Origin of the sequence: Faecalitalea cylindroides (assembly GCF_028321995.1) — a bacterium.
GTDB classification, from domain to species: Bacteria; Bacillota_I; Bacilli_A; order Erysipelotrichales; family Erysipelotrichaceae; genus Faecalitalea; species Faecalitalea cylindroides.
Map to the genome: position 1 here is coordinate 163,782 of NZ_JAQLXG010000001.1, position 20,334 is coordinate 184,115.

Here is a 20,334-nt window from a genome sequence, read left to right on the forward strand (position 1 = left end):
TTATTTCGGTCCCGCCTGCCTCAAAATGGAAAGATCCATAGCCTTTTTCAAGTCTTTTGAATGTAAAGGAATCGTAACTTTACCTTTTTTGGTTGGATGTATGTATTGTCTGTGAGATCCTACTTGACTTTTTAATATCCAACCATCTGCAAGGATAAGTTTTTCCATATCTTTAGACGTCATTGGCATATGACACCTCTTTGCATTTGTATTACAGCAAAAAAAACACGTATAAAATGAATACGTGTTATCAAGGTAAAGGCTATAAATTAAAAAAATATTAATCAAGTTTATTTAGGATTCGGATAAACAAATTATAAAAGTTCAAATCATAAAGAGATTGAATTTATATTAAATCTAGATTTCAAAATATAAAAATGTGATTTATAAATCTAAAAAAACTTAGAAAAATGTGTAAAATCACTTAATATAATAAGGGAAAAATGTGCAAAAAATAATAAATACAATTTAGAAAAATGTGTAATTAATACAAAATTCACTCTAAAGTAATTTTTCGATTTTCTAAAATAGGATATTGAGCAGATGGATCAATTACCGATATTCCATTGTATTTATAATGAAAAGACAAAAAATTGATATAGTAAAATACTTATTATTCATTCCTCTTATCCTTATTGAATCAAAACCATAAATCATAGATCTATTCTGTATTCAAAGTAATCATTATATTTATTTATTGGAATAAACAAATTTAGTGTTTATAGTGTTTGATTTTTTAATTATTAAAATAATAAAGAGAGGATTAGTATGAAGGTATTTGTTGCTCATTTTACAGCAGAATGTAATGAACATATTTCACATATTGTTACTAAAGATGATTTTCATTTTCTTTATGATGAAGATTGTATTGATGCGATGCATATTAAAGATATTTTTGAAAATGCTCAGATTGAAATCATTCCTTCCATATTTGCATCTATGCATCCAAATGGTATGATTCAAAAAGAAACGTTTGATTTTATTTGTAAGCAAATATTAGCTTCGTTAAAAAGTTGTGTACAGGAAATAGATGGTATCTATTTACAGTTTCATGGAGCAAGTGGAGTAAAACAATTATCTTGTATTTCTGGAGAACATTACCTATTGCATGAAATACGAAAGATAACAGGCAAATATATGCCTATCGCAATGGTTATGGATCCTCACGGAAATTTGACGAACGAACTTTGTGATGAACTTAATATTGTTAGGTGCTACAGGGAATCACCTCATTCAGATCAAGTTGAGACGGAAAGATTAGTGGCTATATTATTGATTGATTTATTAAAAAACAGAAGATCAATGAAACCTATTATACGTAAATTACCAATTATGGTTGGAGGAGAGAGAAGTGTTTCAGCTAAAGAGCCTGTATGCTCAATCAATCGATTGTTAGATGAGGCTGAAAAAGATTCACGAGTATTTTCTACTTCTTTTCATGTTGGATATATTAGGCATGACGATGACAAATTAGGGGCAGCAGTTGTTGTGGTACCAAATAGATATGAAGATAAAGAACATTGTGAAAAAATAGCTGAAGAGATTTCTAATTATGTATGGGATCATAGGGAAGAATTTCAATTCTCTGGAAATTTTGATGAGTTAGATAAATCGGTTGAAAAAGCAATTTCGTATCCAGAAAAAACGGTAGTAATAACAGATTCTGGAAATAATTGTGAAGCTGGTGGAGCTGGTCAAAATACAGTTGTTCTCGAAGAATTTTTGAAACATACTACAGAAAAAAAGTTTTGATTGCAGGCATAAATGATGAAAAAGCACATAACTATTGCTTAATGCATAATGTTAATGATCGGATAGAATTTGATTTAGGTATTGGAGAAAACGAATTATCTAAACCAATACATATTGTTGGAACAATTATTAAAAAAGGAATCCAGTTATATGGATTTGGAAACAATTATTCTGTGGGAGATGCGCATACAATAAGAATTGAGGGAACAAATATTGATGTAATTGTGTTGAATCACAACATTCAATATGGAACGATGGAACAGTTTCATGCCGCAGGTCTAGAATTTCATGATTATGATATTGTAGTGGTAAAAATGGGATATTTAGATACATATCTCATTCCAGAAACGAAATATCATATTATGGCTTTGACAGATGGACCAACAATTCAAAAATCTGAAAAAATACCATTCAAGAAGATCTATAGACCTATGTGGCCAATTGACGATTTAGAGAAATTGGAATACATTCTTTAAATTTATGTAATAAAAAAAATAATTATTTACTTATTATATAAGTGTTAATTAAATAGCTTATTGACAGCGGTTACATATACGAGTAAAATAAGGATGAAAAAGTTAATTCATAGGGTTGTTATTACTTGATTGTAAGCAAAGCCTATTAATAGGTAAAAAAATTTCTTTATGCTATTAATAGGTTTTTTTAGTAACAGGAGGATTTATTGTGTCTGAAATTGTCTATAGTCCATTATATGGAAAAGTTATTAGTATCACACAAGTTAATGATGAAATGTTTTCTGAAAAAATGTTGGGGGACGGTATAGCTATTATTCCACGAGAAAAGGAAGTATATAGTCCTGTAAGTGGGGTTGTCAGCATGATATTTGAAACTCAGCATGCTATTGGTTTAAAAACAAAATCGGGACAAAGTGTTTTGATTCATATAGGAATTGATACTGTAGAGTTGAAAGGAAAACCATTTAAAACAAAAGTTAAGGTTGGAGATCATGTAAAACAAGGAGATCTTTTAACTGTTGTTGATTGGAAGTATATTCAAAAAAAAGGAAAAGATACAGTAGTACCAATTGTAGTGATGGGAAAAGAGCTAAAAATTATTCGAGAAGAAGGAAATGTAAAAGCAGGTGATCCTCTTTTTGAAATTTTATGAATAGAGAGGTGAATTTCATTGAAAGCAAAACGTGTTTACAACAATAATGTTGTGCTCTCACAAAATAAGAATGGAAAGGAACTTGTATTGGTTGGGCGTGGATTAGCGTATGGATTAAATAAAGGTGATAACATCGATGAATCAAAAGTAGAAAAAAGGTTTGAATTAAAAGAAACTGTAAACAACAAGTTTAAAGAATTAATTCAAGACGTTCCCATAGATGATATTTTGATTTGCGAAGAAGTAATTTCATATATTAAAAGTAATAATGATAAGGAAATAGATGATTCTATTTATGTTACACTAACGGATCATATCATTAATATGGTTGATAGAATAAAAAAAAGGTATAGATTTTGACTCAACAATTCTATTAAATATTTCATATTTATATAAAGCTGAGCACAAAATAGCTTTGCATGCAGTAAAAATGCTTAGCAAAAGATATGATTTAAAAATAGATGATTCAGAAGCAAATTTTATAACTTTACATATTGTCAATGCGGAATCAAATTCTAATATGATGGAAATGTATGAGATAACTTCAATTATTGATGAGATTCTTTCTATTGTTAATCGTAATTATAAAATAGATTATGAGGATTTTGCGTATGATCGATTTATTACGCATTGTAGATTTTTTGTACAAAGGGTTGTTAACAAAGAGTATGTGGAAGAAAATAAGAAAAAATATGTAGAAATGTTTTTGATGATGAAAGGATTATATAAAAGTCAATACAGGTGCGTGAATGAAATAGCGCATTTTATTGAAAATAAATATAATTATCAAGTTGAAGATGATGAAAAAATGTATTTATTATTGCACTTAGTTAAACTTACAACATAGTTTTTGACAGAAAAAGTATCTGTTAAATATAAAAACAATCTTAATATTAATCGATAATAGGCCGAATATCATGATAGTTATCATAAGATTGTTTAAAGTCAGAAAGGAGAGAAGAAATAGCCCAGAAGAGCAAATAATTGGGTGGTTACAGTTTGGCTGGCCAAACCTTTTGGAAGAATGTTTTCAAGAGGAGGAAATAAAATGGCAAAGTATACAAAAATGGCTGAAGGCGTATTAAAGGATGTTGGAGGCTTAGAAAACATTAGATTTGTTGAACATTGTGCTACACGTTTAAGAATTCATTATTATTCTAAGAATAAAGTTGATGTAGAAGCAGTTAAAAAAGAAGATAAAGTTGTTGGTGTTGTTGAAAAATCGGGACAAATACAAATCATTATTGGTCCTGAAGTAAATGATGCATATAATGATTTTTTAGATGTTTCTGGTTTTAATCCAAATCAAACAGAAAATGTCACTTCTGAAGTTGAAGATGAACCAGAAGAAAAAAACTTTATGTATTATCTAAATTTGTTTGGAAATAAGTGTGCTGCAATTTTTATGCCGATTATTCCAGCAATGATTACAGGTGGTTTGATCTTAGCTATAAAGAATCTATTGGTGAATTATTTTGGTTTTACGGATGATAGTGGAACAGCCCAGCTTCTTTTAAATATCTTTACTGCTGGTTTCTCTTTTTTCCCGGTTTGGATTGGTTATTCATTTGCAAAATCTCTGCGTATGGAACCAATCATGGGTGGTTTTTTAGGAGCTGTTTTATATGTTTGTTCAGATGCTGAAGGACTAGATTTTTTAGGAATAACAGTACCAACTGTTACTTATGCATCGAGTGTTCTACCAGTTATTTTGGGTGTAGGAGTGATGTATTTTGTGGACAAAGGTTTAAAGAAAATTATTCCTGAAATGTTCATTTATTTTTTGAAACCTATTTTAACAATGGTAATTGTTACACCAATCACTTTGATTATATTAGGACCTATTGGAACTGAATTAAGTAATGCGGTTGGTTATGGAATTCAATCTGTTATGTCCGTGGCTGGTTGGATTGCAATGCCAATTCTCTCTGCATTATATCCTTACATGGTTATGCTTGGATTGGATAAAGCTTTTACTCCAATTATGGCACAGTCAATTGCAGAAATCGGATACGATCCATTTAACATGGTCATGGGTCTAGTATCTAATCTATGTATTGGTGGTTCTGCCTTGGCAGTTGCATTTCATTTAAAAGATAAAGGGCAAAAAGGTATGATTTCTTCATTTGGAGTTACTGCATTGTGTGGTGTAACAGAGCCGGCATTCTATGGTTCTTTGATTATGCGTCCAAAATGTTTGATTGGAACAGCAATCGGAGCGATAACTGCAGGACTGATTGCGGGGGTATTTGGATTAAAAAATTATGTAGTTGGAGGTTGCCCAGGACTTTTATCTTTCTTCTATTTCTTATCTCCGGATGGATCAACAGGAAATATTATCCTTTATCTAGTAGTATCTGCTGTAGCGATTATTGTTTCCTTTGTAGCGACGACTGTCATCTTAAAGAAAACGGATTCTAGTGGGAAATAATTAAACTAAATAACTCCAGCAATTTGTTGGAGTTATATTTTTTAGATAATGGAGGAAAATGTTATGTATGTGATGGTTGGTGAATTTGTAACGGAATCTAATGCTAATGTACCAAAGAAATGTAATTTAAAAGACTATGATCTTGCTTTTGATAAAGAATGTATACAAAAAATGAGAGTAGAAGATGTATTTATGAGAAATGGAATAAATATAATTCCTTCTATTTATGCGAATGCAGGTGCTTCTGGAGTTGTTGATAAGAATACATTTATATATATTGAGTCTATTTTTTTGAAAACAATTAAGGAAAATATAAGGAAAATTGATGGTATATTCTTGATGCTACATGGAGCTAGCGAAATAGAAGAATTAGGGTCGGGGGATCATCATATCTTATCTGAAATTAGAAAATTGGTGGGTCCTTATTTACCTATCGCGATTGTTTGTGATCCGCACGGTAATTTATCTAAAGAATATGTTGAATCAGCAACAATTATTCGATCATATAGGGAATCACCTCATACAGATGCTGATCAAACAATGTGGCATGTTGCAGATTTATTGTGTGAATTATTAAAAAAGCGTCAAAATATTCATGCTGTATATAGAAAACTTCCACTAATATTAGGAGGAGAACAAAGTGTCTCAACAGATGAGCCTGTTAAATCAATTAATCAATATATGAATAAACTAGAAAAAGATCCTCGTATTATGAGCTGTTCATGGCATGTTGGATATATTCGTCATGATACCAGTGTTGCAGGAAGTTCAATTGTAGTTGTTCCTTCAACTCAAGAGGATCAAATCTATGCCGAAGAAGTTGCAGACAATCTTTATTCATATGTTTGGGATAAAAGACATGAATTCCATTACACTGGACTTACTGCAAAACCAGATGATGCAATTGAGATGGCTTTTTCTTTTGAAGGAAAACCAGTATTCATTACAGATTCAGGAGATAATGTAACTTCGGGATCTACTGGTTGGAATACATTCTTATTAAGAAAAATACTTAATCTTAATAATTTAAATAAAAAAGTTTTGTTCGCATCAATTTGTGATCCTATGACATATCAATTATTAGAAAGAATGGAAATAGGTCAGGAGGTTTCAATTCGGCTTGGTACAAATTTTGATGAATTGTCAAAAAGCGTTGAGTTGGATGTAATAATAAAAAGCAAAGGAAATCTAAATGGTTTTATGATGCATGATAATGAAAAAGTATTTGGACATTATATTAATGTACAAATTAAAGAAACCCCAATCGAAGTTATGGTTGCAGATAATAATTGGGCAATTTGTGAAATTCAACAATTAGAAAGAAATCAAATAAATATAGAAGACTATGATGTTATTTTTGTGAAACAAGGGTATATCTTTCCTGATTTTAAAAAATATGGGAAATTATGCATTATGGCTCTAACTGATGGAGCAACATTACAAGATACATCAGCCTTACCTTTTAAGAGAATCATGCGTCCGATGTACCCTATTGATAATATTTAAGGAGGTTACAATGAAGATATTATTAGCAAAATTCGTTTTGGAAGCAAATGCAAATGTTCCGATGCTATGTGATTTGAAAGATACTGCGATTTCTTATGGAAAAGAAGCGTTAAGCCATATGCAACTAGGAGATGTATTTAATCGAAATGATATAGAATTAATACCGGTAATTTGCGCAGATGCGGCTTGTAGCGGAGTCATGAAGAAAACAGCCTTTACATATATAGAAGAAACAATTTTAAATGCTGTCAAAGAAAATATTCGAAGTCTTGATGGTATATATTTACATTTACATGGTGCAAGTGAAATAGAAGGTATGGGTTCTGGTGAACATCATTTGGTTCAAAAAATTCGAGATATAGTTGGACCATACATGCCTATCGCAGTGTCTTGTGATCCACATGGGAACTTGTGTAAAAGTTATGTTGAAAATACAACATTTATTCGAAGCTTTCGTGAAGCACCACATATCGATATTGAACAAACTGTTCAAAGGACTTGCCAAACATTAATTGATTTAATTGAAAAACCCCGAAACATAAAACCGGTATATCGAAAATTGCCTCTGATACTAGGAGGTGAACAGAGTGTATCAGCAGATGAGCCTGTTCGCTCAATTAATCAATATATGAACGAACTAGAAGAAGACCCACGTATCATGAGTTGTTCATGGCATGTTGGATATTTAAGACATGATACACCGGTTGCTGGATGTGGCATTGTTGTAATTCCTTCAACCCAAAGAGATCAAGACTATGCAGAAGAAATTGCTGATAAACTGGCATCTTTTGTCTGGGAAAGAAGGCATGAATTTCATTATACAGGTCTAACAGCAAAACCGGATGAAGCAATTAAGATGGCTTTGTCATTTGAAGGGAAGCCTGTATTTATTACCGATTCAGGTGATAATGTCACCTCAGGGGCAATGGGAGCCAATACTGTTATCCTAAATCAATTTTTAAAAGTAGATAATTTAAATAAAAAAGTATTATTTGCTGCTATAAATGATCCTGTTATTTGCCATGAACTTGTTGGTGAACCAATCAATTCTAAACATCATATAAGCCTTGGATTAAATTATGATAACTTGTCAAAAAAAATTGAATTAGATGTTGTCATAACAGCAAAAGGAAGACAAGAGGGGACTAATATGTATGGAGAGCATGGAGATTATGGTCCTATCGTTACTGTTTCAATAGAGCATTATCCGATTGATATAGCGATCACGGATAATAATCATTCTTTTGTGGAAGAACATCAAATTAAAGCTTGTGGGGTTGATTGGGATGATTACGATATCATTGTTGTAAAACAAGGGTACATACATCCAGAACTAAAAGAGAAGGGAAAACTCTGTATTATGTCTTTAACGGATGGGGCAACGGTTCAAGATACAAAATTAATTCCTTTTAAATTGATTATGAGACCGATGTATCCTATTGATAATATTTAGAAATGGAGAGTAAATCATGATCGTACTTGAAAAGATTAAAAGGCCGGAAATAGAAACAGATATTGTTCCTGTTGTATTAACAGATGAGACCATGGAATTAAGAAAAAATGCAATTCTTGATAGAATGAAACAACGGAATCTTGATTCAGTTATTATTTGGGCAGATTTAGAGCACGGTAGTAACTTTGAATATTTTGTGGGGTTTCTGCCTCGATTTGAGGAAGCATTGCTTGTTTTGCATAAAGATGGACAGGCGCATCTAGTTTTGGGTAATGAGAATCTGAATAAAGCCGATAAATCAAGAATTAAAGCTACAGCGGTACATATGCCTCATTTTTCTTTGCCTAATCAGCCTATGATGACAGATAAAACAGTGAGTGAGATTTTATCGAAATGCAGTGTACAAAATGATAAAAGAATTGGTATCGTAGGTTGGAAAAATTTTACGAGCAAACTGGAAGATAATTCAATGTTGTTTGATATTCCAGACTTTATTATGTGTGGCTTAAGAGAAATAAATTCAAATGCAAAGTACATTAATGTGACAGATTTATTAATTGGAGAAGATGGTATTCGAGTTCAAAACAATGCAAATGAATTTGCCCATTATGAATTTGGCGCTGCTTTAGCTGGAAATTGCATTCTAAAAGCAATGGACGCAATTGAAATTGGAAAAACAGAAATGGACGTTGCTAAAGAACTCGATGCATTTGGACAATATCATAGTGTTGTAACAATCATGGCAACAGGTGCAAGATTTGAGAAAGCCAATATGTATCCAATAAATAAACAGATACAAAAGGGAGATACTTTATCTATTACAACTGGTTTTAAAGGAGGATTACAAAGTAGAGGAGGATATGCGGTAGACAAAAAGGAAGATTTACCTGAAAAAGTAAATGATTATTTGGAAAAAGTAGCTAAACCTTACTTTAATGCGGTTGTTACTTGGCTGGAAAAAATTCATATTGGAATGACTGGCGGTGAACTATATAACTGCATAGAGAAGGTTTTACCAAAAGATATATACGGTTGGACTTTAAATCCGGGTCATTTATGTGCTGATGAAGAATGGTTGTCAAGCCCAATATATCCGGGATCTAAAGAAATTATAAAAAACGGAATGCTTTTTCAAATTGATATTATCCCATCCGTATCGGGTTATGGTGGAATAAGTTGTGAAAGTGGAGTCTTATTGGCCGATGAACAATTAATTCAGGAAATAAAGCAATCCTATCCAATGTTATATAAACGAATTTTAAAGCGTCAAGACTATATGCGTAAAGAATTAGGAATCAAGATTAGTGATCAAATCATACCAACTAGTATGGCTACGGCTTATTGTAGACCATTTATGCTAAATAAAGATGATGCATTAAAAAATATATGAAATGGAGGAAGTATGTCAAAAGTAAAAGATGATTTTTTATGGGGTTCCGCAACAGCGGCTTATCAATGTGAAGGGGCTTGGAATGAAGATGGTAAAGGATTAGGGGAATGGGATGTTTTTAGTCATGAAAATCCTCTAAATATTAATGGTGCAACTGGGGATGTCTCCTGTGATTTTTATCATCATTATAAAGAAGATATTGATTTACTTGTCAAAGGAGGACAGAATTCTTATCGATTTTCAATAAGTTGGGCAAGAATATTACCCGATGGTAGAGGTAAGGTTAATCAAGGAGGAATTGATTTCTATAATAGAGTCATTGATTATTGTCTTGAAAAAGGGGTGGAACCCAATGTTACGTTATTTCACTATGACTTGCCGAATACAATTGCTTTAGAAGGTGGCTTCGAAAATAGAAATACAATTGAAGCATTTGTGGAATATGCCAAGACTTGTTTTCAGTATTTTGGAAATCGAGTAAAAATTTGGGTTACTATCAATGAACCTAAATATTATGCTTATTGTTCAAATATTGTTGGGAATTACCCTCCAAATCATAAATTAGATTTTCAAAGATATTTTAATGTTATGTATAATGAGGCTCTTGCAAGTGCAAAAGTGGTAAATATTTTTCACGAAATGGGTTTACCTGGACAAATTGGAATAGTTCATGACAGCAGTAATGTGGAAGTGGCTCCGGATTGTAAAGAGCCTGAAAAAGTATATCTTCGTGCAGATATGTTTTATAACGGGATTATTTTAAATACGGCTTTAAAGGGAGAAATACCTGTTGAATTGATTCCATTTTTACATGAGTTGAAAGTCGATTATTCTTTCATGAAATTAGAAGATGCATTGGATTTTAGAGAAGGGATCGTTGATTTTATTGGCATGAATGTTTATAACCGTTTTTATGTTACGGACTATTCAGAAGGGGAAACAGAAGTTTTTCATAATAATAAGGGCGCAAAATCAAAAATGAAAGAAGGTATACGAATCAAAAACCTTTATGAAACAACAGATGACCCAAACACAAAAAGAAATTTATGGGGGAGAGAAATTTATCCTAGATGCATGTACAATACCTTGATGGAAATAAAAAACAAATATGGTGATTTTCCTGTTTACATTACAGAAAATGGACATGGTATGTACGAACAAGCGGATGAGAAAGGCTACGTTGAAGATGATGACCGAATCGAAATGATGCAAGGTTATATTGATTTTATGTTTAAGGCAATAGAAGATGGTTGTGATGTTCGTGGATATTATGCTTGGTCTACTATGGATCTATATAGCTGGGTAAATGGATATGAAAAAAGGTATGGATTGGTTCGTGTGGATTTTGAAGACAACAATAAAAGATATCCTAAGAAGAGTTATTTTTGGTATAAAGATTTAATAGAAAGTATGAGATAAATCTTCATCTTGTAAAAACCGGGTAAATTTTAAAGCTAGAAATACTTATTTAAAAATATATTATTTTCTCTTTTTTAAGATGTTTTGTTGTGATACCATGAGAGTATAGAAAACGCTTACAATTTTGACGCTTTTTAAAGGAGGAGACACAAAATGAACAAAAGAGTAATCGTGACTGGAAAAGCAGTTTTAAGTACGGTCATGGCTTCAAGTATTGCATGTTCAATGTTAGCAACAAACATTCATGCAGAAGAACTTGAAACACCGCCTGAAGAACTGGCAACTGTTGAGGAGTCAACAGAAACAAGTGAGGTTATTGAACAACCGACAACTGGAGATGCAGATGTTGTAGAAGGAGAACCTGCAGAATCCATTCAACCATCAACGGGTGAAGTTATCACTTATGCAACTATTGATTATAGTAAGCTGGATAGTGCTTTAAAAACAGTTCAAGATGGGTTGCGAGATGAATCTATGTATACTAAGGATTCTTGGGCTCAGTTTAAACCTGTTTATGACAAGGCATTAGGGGCTAAAAGTGATGCTTCATTAACACAGGAAGATGTTGATCAATTGGCTATGGATTTAATAGGTGCATTTATGATGTTACGTATAGATCCAGGGGCTGAAACAGATTTAGATATTATTGTAACTATGGAAAAAACGGATCATAATACTATGATCGTAAATTTAGATAGTTATGATTTATTACAGACACCTCGTGGAACACCAGATGGTGAAATCAATGAAAAAACATGGGTATATCATTTCTCTAACTGGCGATATGTTTACCAAAAAGAATTTACACAAAATGGTACATATAATGTGTCTTGTACAGATGTATTTGGAAATACAGAGACTATTACATTTACTGTAGAAGGATTGGAAGCTTTAAACTTTAAAGGTTTAGATAATGCGATTTCAAATGTTGAAAGAACATTAAAAGATGAATCGGCATATACTGAAGAATCCTGGGCTAGATTTGAACCTCTATACACACAAGCTAAAAATGCACGAAGTGATGGTTCACTAACACAAGCCGATTTAGATAAATTATCAGAGGATCTAATAGTAGCATTCTTAAAACTAGAAGCTGTTCCATCCACGGAACTGGATATTAAAGTTAGTACAGAAAAAACAGACCACAATACGGTAATCGTAAGTTTGGACAGTGCTGAATTGTTACAGACACCAGAATCTGACGTAGATGGTGAAGTAAACACAGAAACTTGGGTATACCACTATAAAGATGGAAGATATGTATACCAAAAAGAATATACACAAAATGGAACGTATACTTTACATTGTGTTGACTGGATGGGAAATGAAGGAGATGTTACATTTACAGTTAGTGGATTAGAAGTTAAAAATGAAGCTCCGGTAATTAATGCTACAGACAAAACTATTACAGTAGGTGATAAGTTTGATCCAAGAAAAGATGTAACTGCTATTGATAAAGAAGATGGCGATATCACAAATCTTATGACGATCAAGAGCAATGTAGATACTCGTAAGGCTGGAGAATATCAGGTAACATACACAGTTACAGATACACAGGGAGCTACAACAACAAAGACTATCAAAGTTACTGTTAAGGCCAAGGCTGAAGAAACAAATAAGGATAAAGATGAAAAAGACAAAGAAAAAGTAAATACAGCCGTTTGTCTATCAACAGGATTGTTTGCTGGAATGACAGGTCTTTCTGCATTAGGAATGGCTGTGTTAAAGACATTAAAAAAACGTGATGAATAAAAATATATAATCGCTAAAATGTATTGAATCAAAGTAAAAGGTTATCTATCCATTTTGGATAGATAACCTTGTTGCTTTATTTTACGATTTCTGGATTATTAAAGATATCAAATGCTGTCATTACCATAGTTTTTGTAGCTGTATGTAAAGAGTATCGAACGTTTTCTCCATGAATATATGGCAGGAAATCTTGATTGTGACCATAAACTTTTGGGCTGGCACCGGTATCAGTTTCGCAATAGACAGTAGGACAAACTAATGAGATATTACCAATATTTCTGGATCCACCTAAAGAGTAAAAATTGTTTCCAAATAATTAAATGGATTATTTCGATAAGAAATTCATGACTAAGCTGATCATTGTTTCTTTTTCTTCTGGTCTAGATTCAGCAATCATCAAAGTAATTGCGACAAGAGCGCTATTAGAGATAATTGGAGTACCCTCTATGATAAGATGGTTATTCTTATTTAAGAACTCAAGAAAAATGGTTGCACCAATTCGTTTGCAACCATCGGCAAATGGATGATCTTTAATTAAGAAGTATAGAAGATTGGCTGCCTTTTCTTCAATACTTGGATATAATTCTTGACCAAATACATTTTGATAAACGGCAGCTAAGATACCATTAAGTTTACCTTCTTCTTTTTCTATACCAAAAACATCAGAATCAAATTTCATTTTATCAATTAACTCTCGACACTCTTGGTAACTTAAACGATAAATAAAATCTGTTCCTTCTGGTTTAGAAAGTAAACCATGGTCATAATCATCTAGTAAAGATAAGGCGTTGGCATAAGTTTCAATAACGTTTAAAACTTCTTTTTCGTCTAATTCTAAGGTTGATGCAAGTATTCTAGTTTGAATTTCAACAGTTTTATGCAAGGCATATAGTCTTTTAAGATAGAGGTAGCCCATTTTCTAAAGGCAATGCCTCTTTGCGACTTCACACGATATCCAACAGAGATAATTACATCAAGGTTATAGTACATTGGTGGGCGTGATGCTTTTCCTTGACTTCTGTCGAAAATTTCGACAGAAGTCTCTTTAACTAATTCGCCTTCTTTAAAGATATTATTGATGTGATAAGCAATAGAAGATCTTGCAGTATCAAACAATGATGACATTTGATCTTGAGTAAGCCATACAGTCTCTTTTTCGGGTGTTATATTGACCTCTAATTCCAATTCTCCATTTTTAAAGATTACAACTTCGTTTGACATATTATTGCCTCCTATCTTATATCTATTACTCTAGCATTGTTAAAAGATGTTGTCATTGAACCTGTTGTTTAAGTTTCAGTGTATGATTTGAGAAACATAAGCGAATTACTTTTTCATCTAGCTAATATGAGTAACTGTGCTAATTGGAGCTTTAGTCAAAGAATGATATATTGTTCTATAGTTGGTAGTATGGTACTTCTTGAATGTTTTTTCTTAATTAAAGTCTGATAACGGTATATATAAAAAAATTCACAATCATGGTAAACAATATACTTTAAAGTATAATACTCATAAGTATATAAACGAAATAGGAAATATATGTTAAGGAGGAATGAAGAGTTAAATTGTTCAGATAAATAATTAGCCAAATTGGTCTATTTCAAACTATGGGTTAATAATAGGATGGCTTTATGGAAATAAAAGGGAATTATTTTTTCATGATAACGGTTTCATGACTTTAAAAATTTAATTGATTCTGCTATTATGAGTAAGTAATTCGGCTCTCTTCCGGACTTGTCCGGGGGGGGGGCGGTCATTTTTTCGGCCCAAAAAAAGAAAAGCCAGGATTATGAGTTCTTATTGTACCTTTGAGAAATATATTTCTTATATTTCTTAGATTTTGTTTTATGGTGTGCTGTATCGATATTGTACAAATATTCACCATTTTTTTAGGAAGAAAGTTGGGTATTAAATTATGAACTGGTATGTGTTGTTTGTACAAACCTTGTACGAGGATAAACTTTGTGCTTTTTTGAATCGAAGCGAGGGTATTCATGCTTTTAGTGCTAAACTTGAATATTATCGTAGGGATCGAAAAACGAATGAACTAAAGTCATTATTCCCAGGTTATGTTTTTGTAAAAACAGAGTTTGATCAGTTGGAATTTAACGAATGGTTAAGAAAACAGGAATTAAAAAAAGGTTTTATCAAACAGCTACAATATGATCATGTTTCTGCATTACAGAAAGAGGAGATTCAAATATTGACTGTATTGTTAAATGATAATCATGTTTTACCAATGTCTTATGGACATTTGGAGAATAATAAGATTGTTATTGATCATGGTACTTTGAAAGGGTTGGAGTCTTATATTGTAAAATATGATAAGAGAAACCGATTAGCAAGTTTGGATTTATTCTTTCTAAATCAGAGATGGATTGCTGGTGTTTCAGTAGAACAGAAAGGATAGATTACTTGTTTATAGCTGGTTTACCGCATAAATGAGTTTTTCTTGGTTATAGTTCAAATATCCATTTTATATGGGTTAGGGGAACTATACCTTTTTTTATGCAAGAAAGGGTTAATTTGAATTTGATATGACTAAGATTGGGATATTGAATGCTATTTTAGAATTGTTGTTTGTATCTTTAATTCTTATAGTTTCTCCTTTTAAGGGAGAGGTTGGATATAAACTAGCAATTGTTTATTTAGTGGTTCAACTTGCACTTGGTAGATATAGGGATAAGGCATTATTATTGTGGGATGAAATTCGTTTATTGATTATGTCTCATACAGTGAGTTTTGTCCTTGGATTATTATTGATTCATATCGATGTTGTTAATGTATTGATTTTTGCAGGCTTAACGTTAGGAAGTTTTTGTTTTGCGGTTTTATGTAATCGCTTTACAAGAATTATTTTTAGAAAGTATTTTAAGAAGAATACAGTTATTATTGGTGCTGGAAAAACTGCAAAAGCATTAGGAACTGTTTGTGAAGGTAATCGATTTGCATTAACGGATGTTAAAGCATATATCAATTGTAACAATAGTAATTTCTTCAGAGATATCAATCAGACGATTGTACTAACGGGTGAAAATGTTAAACCATTAAGTGAATTAGAAATCATTATTGAAAAAGAAAATATTGAATTAGTTTTTCTTGCGATTCCTGAGATGGGAAAACATGATATGAAGTTGATCTATCAAAGGATTGCAAACAAAGTAAAAACAATTAAATTTTTACCACGCGTTGAAGGTTTGATTACTTTTGATACAAAGGTAGAAGATTATGATGGTTTATTAGTTACTTCTACAAGCCAGGGTACAATAAGAGTATTGCCTAGAATCGCAAAGCGTATTCTAGATATACTTGGTGCTTTGGCTGGTATTCTTATTCTGATTCCTTTATCGATTTATGTATTCTACAAAAATCGAAAAGAAGGAGATAAGGATCCTATTTTCTTTACGCAACAGCGTATTGGTAAGGGCGGAAAACCATTTAAGATCTATAAATTTAGAACAATGGTTCCTAATGCGGAACAAGTTCTAGAGGAATTGATGGAAAAAGATCCAGCAATTAAAAAAGAATACTTAACAAACAAAAAGCTTGAAAATGATCCTCGTATCACAAAAGCAGGGAAAATGTTAAGAGAAAAGAGTTTAGATGAATTTCCTCAATTCATTAATGTATTAAAAGGGGAAATGAGTGTTGTAGGACCTAGACCATATTTATTAAGAGAAAAAGAAGATATGGGTTATGCCTATAACTCAATTATTAATTGTAAGCCAGGAGTTACTGGTATGTGGCAAACACATGGTCGAAGTGATGTTAGTTTTGAAGAGCGTTTAGATTTGGATGATTATTATTATCGAAATTGGAACTTCTGGTTGGATGTAACACTTCTTATAAAAACAATAAGAATTGTTATTCATGGAAGTGGAGCTAAATAATTAGGGAGAGATAAGCATTGAAAATCGCAATGTTAGGACATAAAAGAATTCCATCTCGTGAAGGTGGAGTTGAAATTGTTGTTGAAGAACTGGCAACTCGAATGGTTCAACTAGGACATGATGTGACTTGTTATAACCGAAAAGGGAAACATGTCATGGATAAAAATATTGAAGAGAATCATTTGAGAGAATATAAAGGGGTTCATATAAAACCTGTTCTTACAATTGATAAAAGAGGATTATCAGCAATGAGTGCTAGTTTCTTTGCGAGTATCAAAGCTGCTTTTTCAAAAGCTGATGTTGTTCATTTTCATGCTGAAGGACCTTGTGCTACTTTATGGATTCCTAAGTTATTTGGTAAACGTTGTATCGCAACGATTCATGGTTTAGATCACCAAAGAGCAAAATGGGGTAAATTAGCAAGTACTTATATCATGATTGGTGAAAAATGTGCTGTAAAATATGCAGACGAAATTATTGTGTTATCTAAAGGAGTACAAGAATATTTCAAAAACACTTATGGAAGAAAAACGGTGTTTATCCCTAATGGTGTAAACAAACCAAAAATTGTTGAACCAAATTTGATTCAACAGAAATTCAACTTAAATAAAGATGATTATATCTTATATTTAGGAAGAATTGTTCCTGAAAAAGGAATTCATTATCTAATAGAAGCATATAATCAAATTAAAACAGAAAAAAAATTAGTAATTGCTGGTGGATCTAGTGATACTGATGAATACTTTGAAAAATTAAAACAAATGGCAAATAATAAAAAAAATATTATATTCACTGGCTTTGTTCAAGGACAAATTCTAGATGAATTATATAGTAATGCCTATATTTATTGTTTGCCTAGTGATTTAGAAGGAATGCCACTAAGCTTACTTGAAGCTATGAGCTATGGAAACTGTTGTTTAGTTAGCGACATAGAAGAATGTACAAGTGTCATCGAAGACCAAGGAATCTCCTTTAAAAAAGGAAACGTACAAGACCTACAAAATAAACTAAACCAACTACTAAAAAACAAGGATAGAGTAGAAAAACTATCAAACCAAGCTTCGGATTATATTTGTCAAAAGTATAGCTGGGATACTATAACACAAAGAACGTTGGAGTTGTATTAATAAGGAAAAGATTATGAAGATACTAATGATCAATAAATTTCTCTATCCTAATGGGGGATCAGAGACATATATATTTAAATTAGGGGATTTTTTAAAATCTCAGGGACATGAAGTTCAATACTTTGGAATGGAACATGAAGGACGTTGTGTTGGTAATGCAGTGAATGCATATACTTCGGATATGGACTTTCATGGAGGTTCCAAACTATCGAAAATCACCTATCCATTAAAGACGATATACAATAAAGAAGCTAGAAAGAAAATCAGATTGGTATTGGATGATTTTAAACCGGATGTGTGTCATATCAATAACTTTAATTATCAATTGACTCCAAGTATTATATTGGAAATACAAAAATGGAGAAAAGAGGGTAACTCTTGTCAAATCGTTTTTACCGCACATGATTATCAATTGGTTTGTCCAAATCATATGTGTAAAAATCCAAATACGGGAGAAAACTGTGAAAAATGTCTGGGAAGACATTTTTTTAATTGCACTAAAGGAAAATGTATTCATGGTTCAACTGCCAAAAGTTTTATTGGGACATTGGAAGCTAATTTCTGGAAATTAAATGGAGCTTATAAATATATAGATACAATGATATGTTGTTCTGAGTTTTTAAAAACGAAAATGGATACTAATCCATTGTTCGCTAAAAAAACAATTGCGATGCATAACTTTGTAGATGAAGTTGAATGGAAAGATACAAAAAAGAAAGACTATGTTCTTTATTTTGGAAGATTTTCTAAGGAAAAGGGTATCGATACTTTATTGAAAGTTTGTAAACAGTTGTCCGATGTACAGTTTATCTTTGCGGGGACTGGACCACTAGAAAAAGAAATTAATGGAATTCCTAATATTAAAAATGTAGGATTTCAAACAGGTGATTCATTAGAAACTTTGATTCGGGAGGCAAGATTCAGTATTTATCCATCGGAATGGTATGAAAACTGTCCTTTCTCTGTTATGGAAAGTCAGATGTATGGAACTCCTGTATTGGGAGCTAAAATTGGTGGCATTCCAGAGCTGATTATTGAAGGTCAAACTGGAGAATTGTTTGAAAGTGGAAATGAAGAAGAGTTAAAGAATAAAATTGAAAAATTATGGAGTAATAAATCTTTAATGGAAAAATATAGTACAAATTGTAAAGAAAATAAGTTTGATAACGTGGAAGCTTATGTAAATAAATTGATGAAGATTTATGAAGGAGAAAACTAAAATGGCAAAGAATGAAGAAAAGAAGTTAAATGGTACCGTCATTGTAACGTATCGTTGTAATGCACGTTGTTCTATGTGTAATCGTTATAAAGCACCTTCTAAACCAGAAGAAGAAATAAGTATTGAAACGATTCGTAAATTACCAAAAATGTATTTTACAAACATTACGGGTGGAGAGCCTTTTATTCGTACGGATTTAAAAGACATAGTTCGTGAATTGTATAAGAAAAGTGATCGTATTGTTATTTCTACAAATGGTTTCTTTACAGATAGAATTGTAGATTTGTGTAAAGAATTTCCTCAAATTGGTATTCGTATTTCCATTGAAGGTTTGGAACAAACAAACAATGATATTCGTGGATTACAGAATGGATATCAAAGAGGTTATGGAACTTTAAAGAAATTAAGAGAAATGGGAATGAAAGATGTTGGATTTGGTATGACAGTGCAGGATAAAAATGCACCAGATCTTGTTCCTTTATATAAAATTTCAGATGAAATGGGAATGGAATTTGCCACAGCGTCTTTACATAACAGTTTTTACTTTGTAGAAGCGAAAAACATTATTCATGATAGATCAATGGTAGCCAAAAACTTTGAGGACTTAGTGAATGAATTATTACGTTCCAATAGTCCTAAGAAATGGTTTAGAGCTTACTTTAACCATGGTTTGATCAATTATATCTATGGACAAAAAAGATTATTACCTTGTGATATGAGTTTTGATACCTTCTTTATTGATCCTTATGGGGACGTTATGCCTTGTAACGGTACAAAAGATAAAGAAGTTATGGGTAACTTAAATAGACAAACTTGGGATGAACTTTGGAACAGTCCAGAAGCAGAACAAGTAAGAAAGAAAGTGCGTTGTTGTGACAGAAACTGTTGGATGATTGGTTCTGTAAGTCCGGCAATGCATAAATATATTTGGAAACCAGCTACATGGGTTTTGAAACATAAAGCTAAAGCTTTATTTACAAAACACCCATACAGCATGTACGAAAACAAAATCTGTAGAGACTACAGAGATGGAAAAGTCACAAAAGAACAATTAGATAAATGCAGTACATGTGACTTTAATGCCGTAATCAATGATGGATTAAGTGAAGCTAGTAAAGCACAGTTAAAAGGTAAAACTGGTGAAGAAATCGTTGATGCGGATATTGCAAAACAGATGGGGAAATAACGGAATAAACGATTTCATCATAATTGTTTAATATTAATATAAATTTTATTACATAGTTTCAATAAATGAGAAATAGAAGTC

General features: G+C 32.0%; 19 protein-coding genes. 16 read left to right on the top strand and 3 right to left on the bottom strand.

Going from position 1 to position 20,334, the window contains the following annotated elements; genetic code table 11:
* Positions 1-189: a type II toxin-antitoxin system HicA family toxin gene (locus PND65_RS00935; protein ID WP_271989928.1), complete on the bottom strand. Its 189-nt coding sequence runs from the start codon at positions 187-189 to the stop codon at positions 1-3.
* A gap of 579 nt (positions 190-768) precedes the next feature.
* On the opposite strand from PND65_RS00935, the gene PND65_RS00940 reads away from it, so the two are divergent.
* From PND65_RS00940 to PND65_RS00990, 11 genes are all read left to right on the top strand, one after another.
* Entirely contained in the window at positions 769-1,752 is a 984-nt protein-coding gene (locus PND65_RS00940) for a M81 family metallopeptidase (RefSeq protein WP_271989926.1), read from the top strand.
* Positions 1,749-2,228 (top strand): MlrC C-terminal domain-containing protein, encoded by a 480-nt coding sequence (locus tag PND65_RS00945; RefSeq protein ID WP_271989924.1) that lies wholly within the window; start codon positions 1,749-1,751, stop codon positions 2,226-2,228. The genes PND65_RS00940 and PND65_RS00945 overlap by 4 nt, the downstream gene beginning before the upstream one ends.
* Before the next feature lie 208 nt (positions 2,229-2,436).
* Positions 2,437-2,880, top strand: a complete 444-nt coding sequence (locus PND65_RS00950) for a PTS sugar transporter subunit IIA (RefSeq protein WP_271989922.1) — start codon at positions 2,437-2,439, stop codon at positions 2,878-2,880.
* Positions 2,881-2,898: 18 nt separating this feature from the next.
* Complete coding sequence (locus PND65_RS00955; protein ID WP_271989920.1) at positions 2,899-3,240, top strand: CAT RNA binding domain-containing protein; 342 nt, start codon at positions 2,899-2,901, stop codon at positions 3,238-3,240.
* A gap of 19 nt (positions 3,241-3,259) precedes the next feature.
* Positions 3,260-3,727, top strand: coding sequence for a PRD domain-containing protein (locus PND65_RS00960; RefSeq protein ID WP_271990106.1), 468 nt, complete (start codon positions 3,260-3,262; stop codon positions 3,725-3,727).
* 201 nt (positions 3,728-3,928) lie between these two features.
* A complete protein-coding gene (locus PND65_RS00965) occupies positions 3,929-5,311 on the top strand; it encodes a PTS transporter subunit EIIC (RefSeq protein ID WP_271989919.1) in 1,383 nt (460 codons plus the stop codon).
* Between the two features lie 63 nt (positions 5,312-5,374).
* Positions 5,375-6,817, top strand: coding sequence for a M81 family metallopeptidase (locus tag PND65_RS00970; RefSeq protein WP_271989917.1), 1,443 nt, complete (start codon positions 5,375-5,377; stop codon positions 6,815-6,817).
* Between the two features lie 10 nt (positions 6,818-6,827).
* Positions 6,828-8,270: a M81 family metallopeptidase gene (locus tag PND65_RS00975; RefSeq protein WP_271989914.1), complete on the top strand. Its 1,443-nt coding sequence runs from the start codon at positions 6,828-6,830 to the stop codon at positions 8,268-8,270.
* Between the two features lie 16 nt (positions 8,271-8,286).
* Positions 8,287-9,660, top strand: coding sequence for a M24 family metallopeptidase (locus tag PND65_RS00980; protein ID WP_271989911.1), 1,374 nt, complete (start codon positions 8,287-8,289; stop codon positions 9,658-9,660).
* A gap of 12 nt (positions 9,661-9,672) precedes the next feature.
* On the top strand, positions 9,673-11,079 hold the full coding sequence (locus PND65_RS00985; protein WP_271989909.1) for a glycoside hydrolase family 1 protein: 1,407 nt from the start codon (positions 9,673-9,675) through the stop codon (positions 11,077-11,079).
* Positions 11,080-11,232: 153 nt separating this feature from the next.
* Positions 11,233-12,831 (top strand): immunoglobulin-like domain-containing protein, encoded by a 1,599-nt coding sequence (locus tag PND65_RS00990; protein ID WP_271989907.1) that lies wholly within the window; start codon positions 11,233-11,235, stop codon positions 12,829-12,831.
* Between the two features lie 325 nt (positions 12,832-13,156).
* Here the strand turns inward: PND65_RS00990 and PND65_RS00995 are convergent, their stop codons facing one another.
* Entirely contained in the window at positions 13,157-13,714 is a 558-nt protein-coding gene (locus PND65_RS00995) for a type II toxin-antitoxin system death-on-curing family toxin (RefSeq protein ID WP_271989906.1), read from the bottom strand.
* Positions 13,666-14,052, bottom strand: a complete 387-nt coding sequence (gene rhuM / locus PND65_RS01000; RefSeq protein ID WP_271989904.1) for a RhuM family protein — start codon at positions 14,050-14,052, stop codon at positions 13,666-13,668. Before rhuM ends, PND65_RS00995 begins: the two co-directional genes overlap by 49 nt.
* Before the next feature lie 694 nt (positions 14,053-14,746).
* Between rhuM and PND65_RS01005 the strand changes: the two genes are divergently transcribed.
* The 5 genes from PND65_RS01005 (at position 14,747) to PND65_RS01025 (ending at position 20,253) form a co-directional block, all read left to right on the top strand.
* Complete coding sequence (locus PND65_RS01005; protein ID WP_271989903.1) at positions 14,747-15,241, top strand: transcription termination/antitermination NusG family protein; 495 nt, start codon at positions 14,747-14,749, stop codon at positions 15,239-15,241.
* 127 nt (positions 15,242-15,368) lie between these two features.
* Positions 15,369-16,721 (top strand): exopolysaccharide biosynthesis polyprenyl glycosylphosphotransferase, encoded by a 1,353-nt coding sequence (locus tag PND65_RS01010; protein WP_271989901.1) that lies wholly within the window; start codon positions 15,369-15,371, stop codon positions 16,719-16,721.
* 17 nt (positions 16,722-16,738) lie between these two features.
* A complete protein-coding gene (locus PND65_RS01015) occupies positions 16,739-17,848 on the top strand; it encodes a glycosyltransferase family 4 protein (protein WP_271989899.1) in 1,110 nt (369 codons plus the stop codon).
* A gap of 13 nt (positions 17,849-17,861) precedes the next feature.
* Positions 17,862-19,067 carry a glycosyltransferase gene (locus PND65_RS01020; protein WP_271989897.1) on the top strand — a complete coding sequence of 402 codons (1,206 nt, stop codon included), beginning with the start codon at positions 17,862-17,864 and terminating at the stop codon, positions 19,065-19,067.
* A 1-nt stretch (position 19,068) separates the two neighbouring features.
* A complete protein-coding gene (locus PND65_RS01025; RefSeq protein WP_271989895.1) occupies positions 19,069-20,253 on the top strand; it encodes a radical SAM protein in 1,185 nt (394 codons plus the stop codon).
* Positions 20,254-20,334: the final 81 nt, after the last annotated feature.

Excerpts from the sequence above, each read along its gene's own strand:
- PND65_RS00985 (WP_271989909.1), top strand. The coding sequence starts at position 9,673 with ATGTCAAAAGTAAAAGATGATTTTTTATGGGGTTCCGCAACAGCGGCT.
- PND65_RS00940 (WP_271989926.1), top strand. The coding sequence starts at position 769 with ATGAAGGTATTTGTTGCTCATTTTACAGCAGAATGTAATGAACATATT.
- PND65_RS01020 (WP_271989897.1), top strand. The coding sequence starts at position 17,862 with ATGAAGATACTAATGATCAATAAATTTCTCTATCCTAATGGGGGATCA.
- PND65_RS00975 (WP_271989914.1), top strand. The coding sequence starts at position 6,828 with ATGAAGATATTATTAGCAAAATTCGTTTTGGAAGCAAATGCAAATGTT.
- PND65_RS01010 (WP_271989901.1), top strand. The coding sequence starts at position 15,369 with ATGACTAAGATTGGGATATTGAATGCTATTTTAGAATTGTTGTTTGTA.
- PND65_RS00935 (WP_271989928.1), bottom strand. The coding sequence starts at position 189 with ATGCCAATGACGTCTAAAGATATGGAAAAACTTATCCTTGCAGATGGT.
- PND65_RS01025 (WP_271989895.1), top strand. The coding sequence starts at position 19,069 with ATGGCAAAGAATGAAGAAAAGAAGTTAAATGGTACCGTCATTGTAACG.
- PND65_RS00980 (WP_271989911.1), top strand. The coding sequence starts at position 8,287 with ATGATCGTACTTGAAAAGATTAAAAGGCCGGAAATAGAAACAGATATT.
- rhuM (WP_271989904.1), bottom strand. The coding sequence starts at position 14,052 with ATGTCAAACGAAGTTGTAATCTTTAAAAATGGAGAATTGGAATTAGAG.
- PND65_RS00970 (WP_271989917.1), top strand. The coding sequence starts at position 5,375 with ATGTATGTGATGGTTGGTGAATTTGTAACGGAATCTAATGCTAATGTA.
- PND65_RS00965 (WP_271989919.1), top strand. The coding sequence starts at position 3,929 with ATGGCAAAGTATACAAAAATGGCTGAAGGCGTATTAAAGGATGTTGGA.
- PND65_RS01005 (WP_271989903.1), top strand. The coding sequence starts at position 14,747 with ATGAACTGGTATGTGTTGTTTGTACAAACCTTGTACGAGGATAAACTT.
- PND65_RS00990 (WP_271989907.1), top strand. The coding sequence starts at position 11,233 with ATGAACAAAAGAGTAATCGTGACTGGAAAAGCAGTTTTAAGTACGGTC.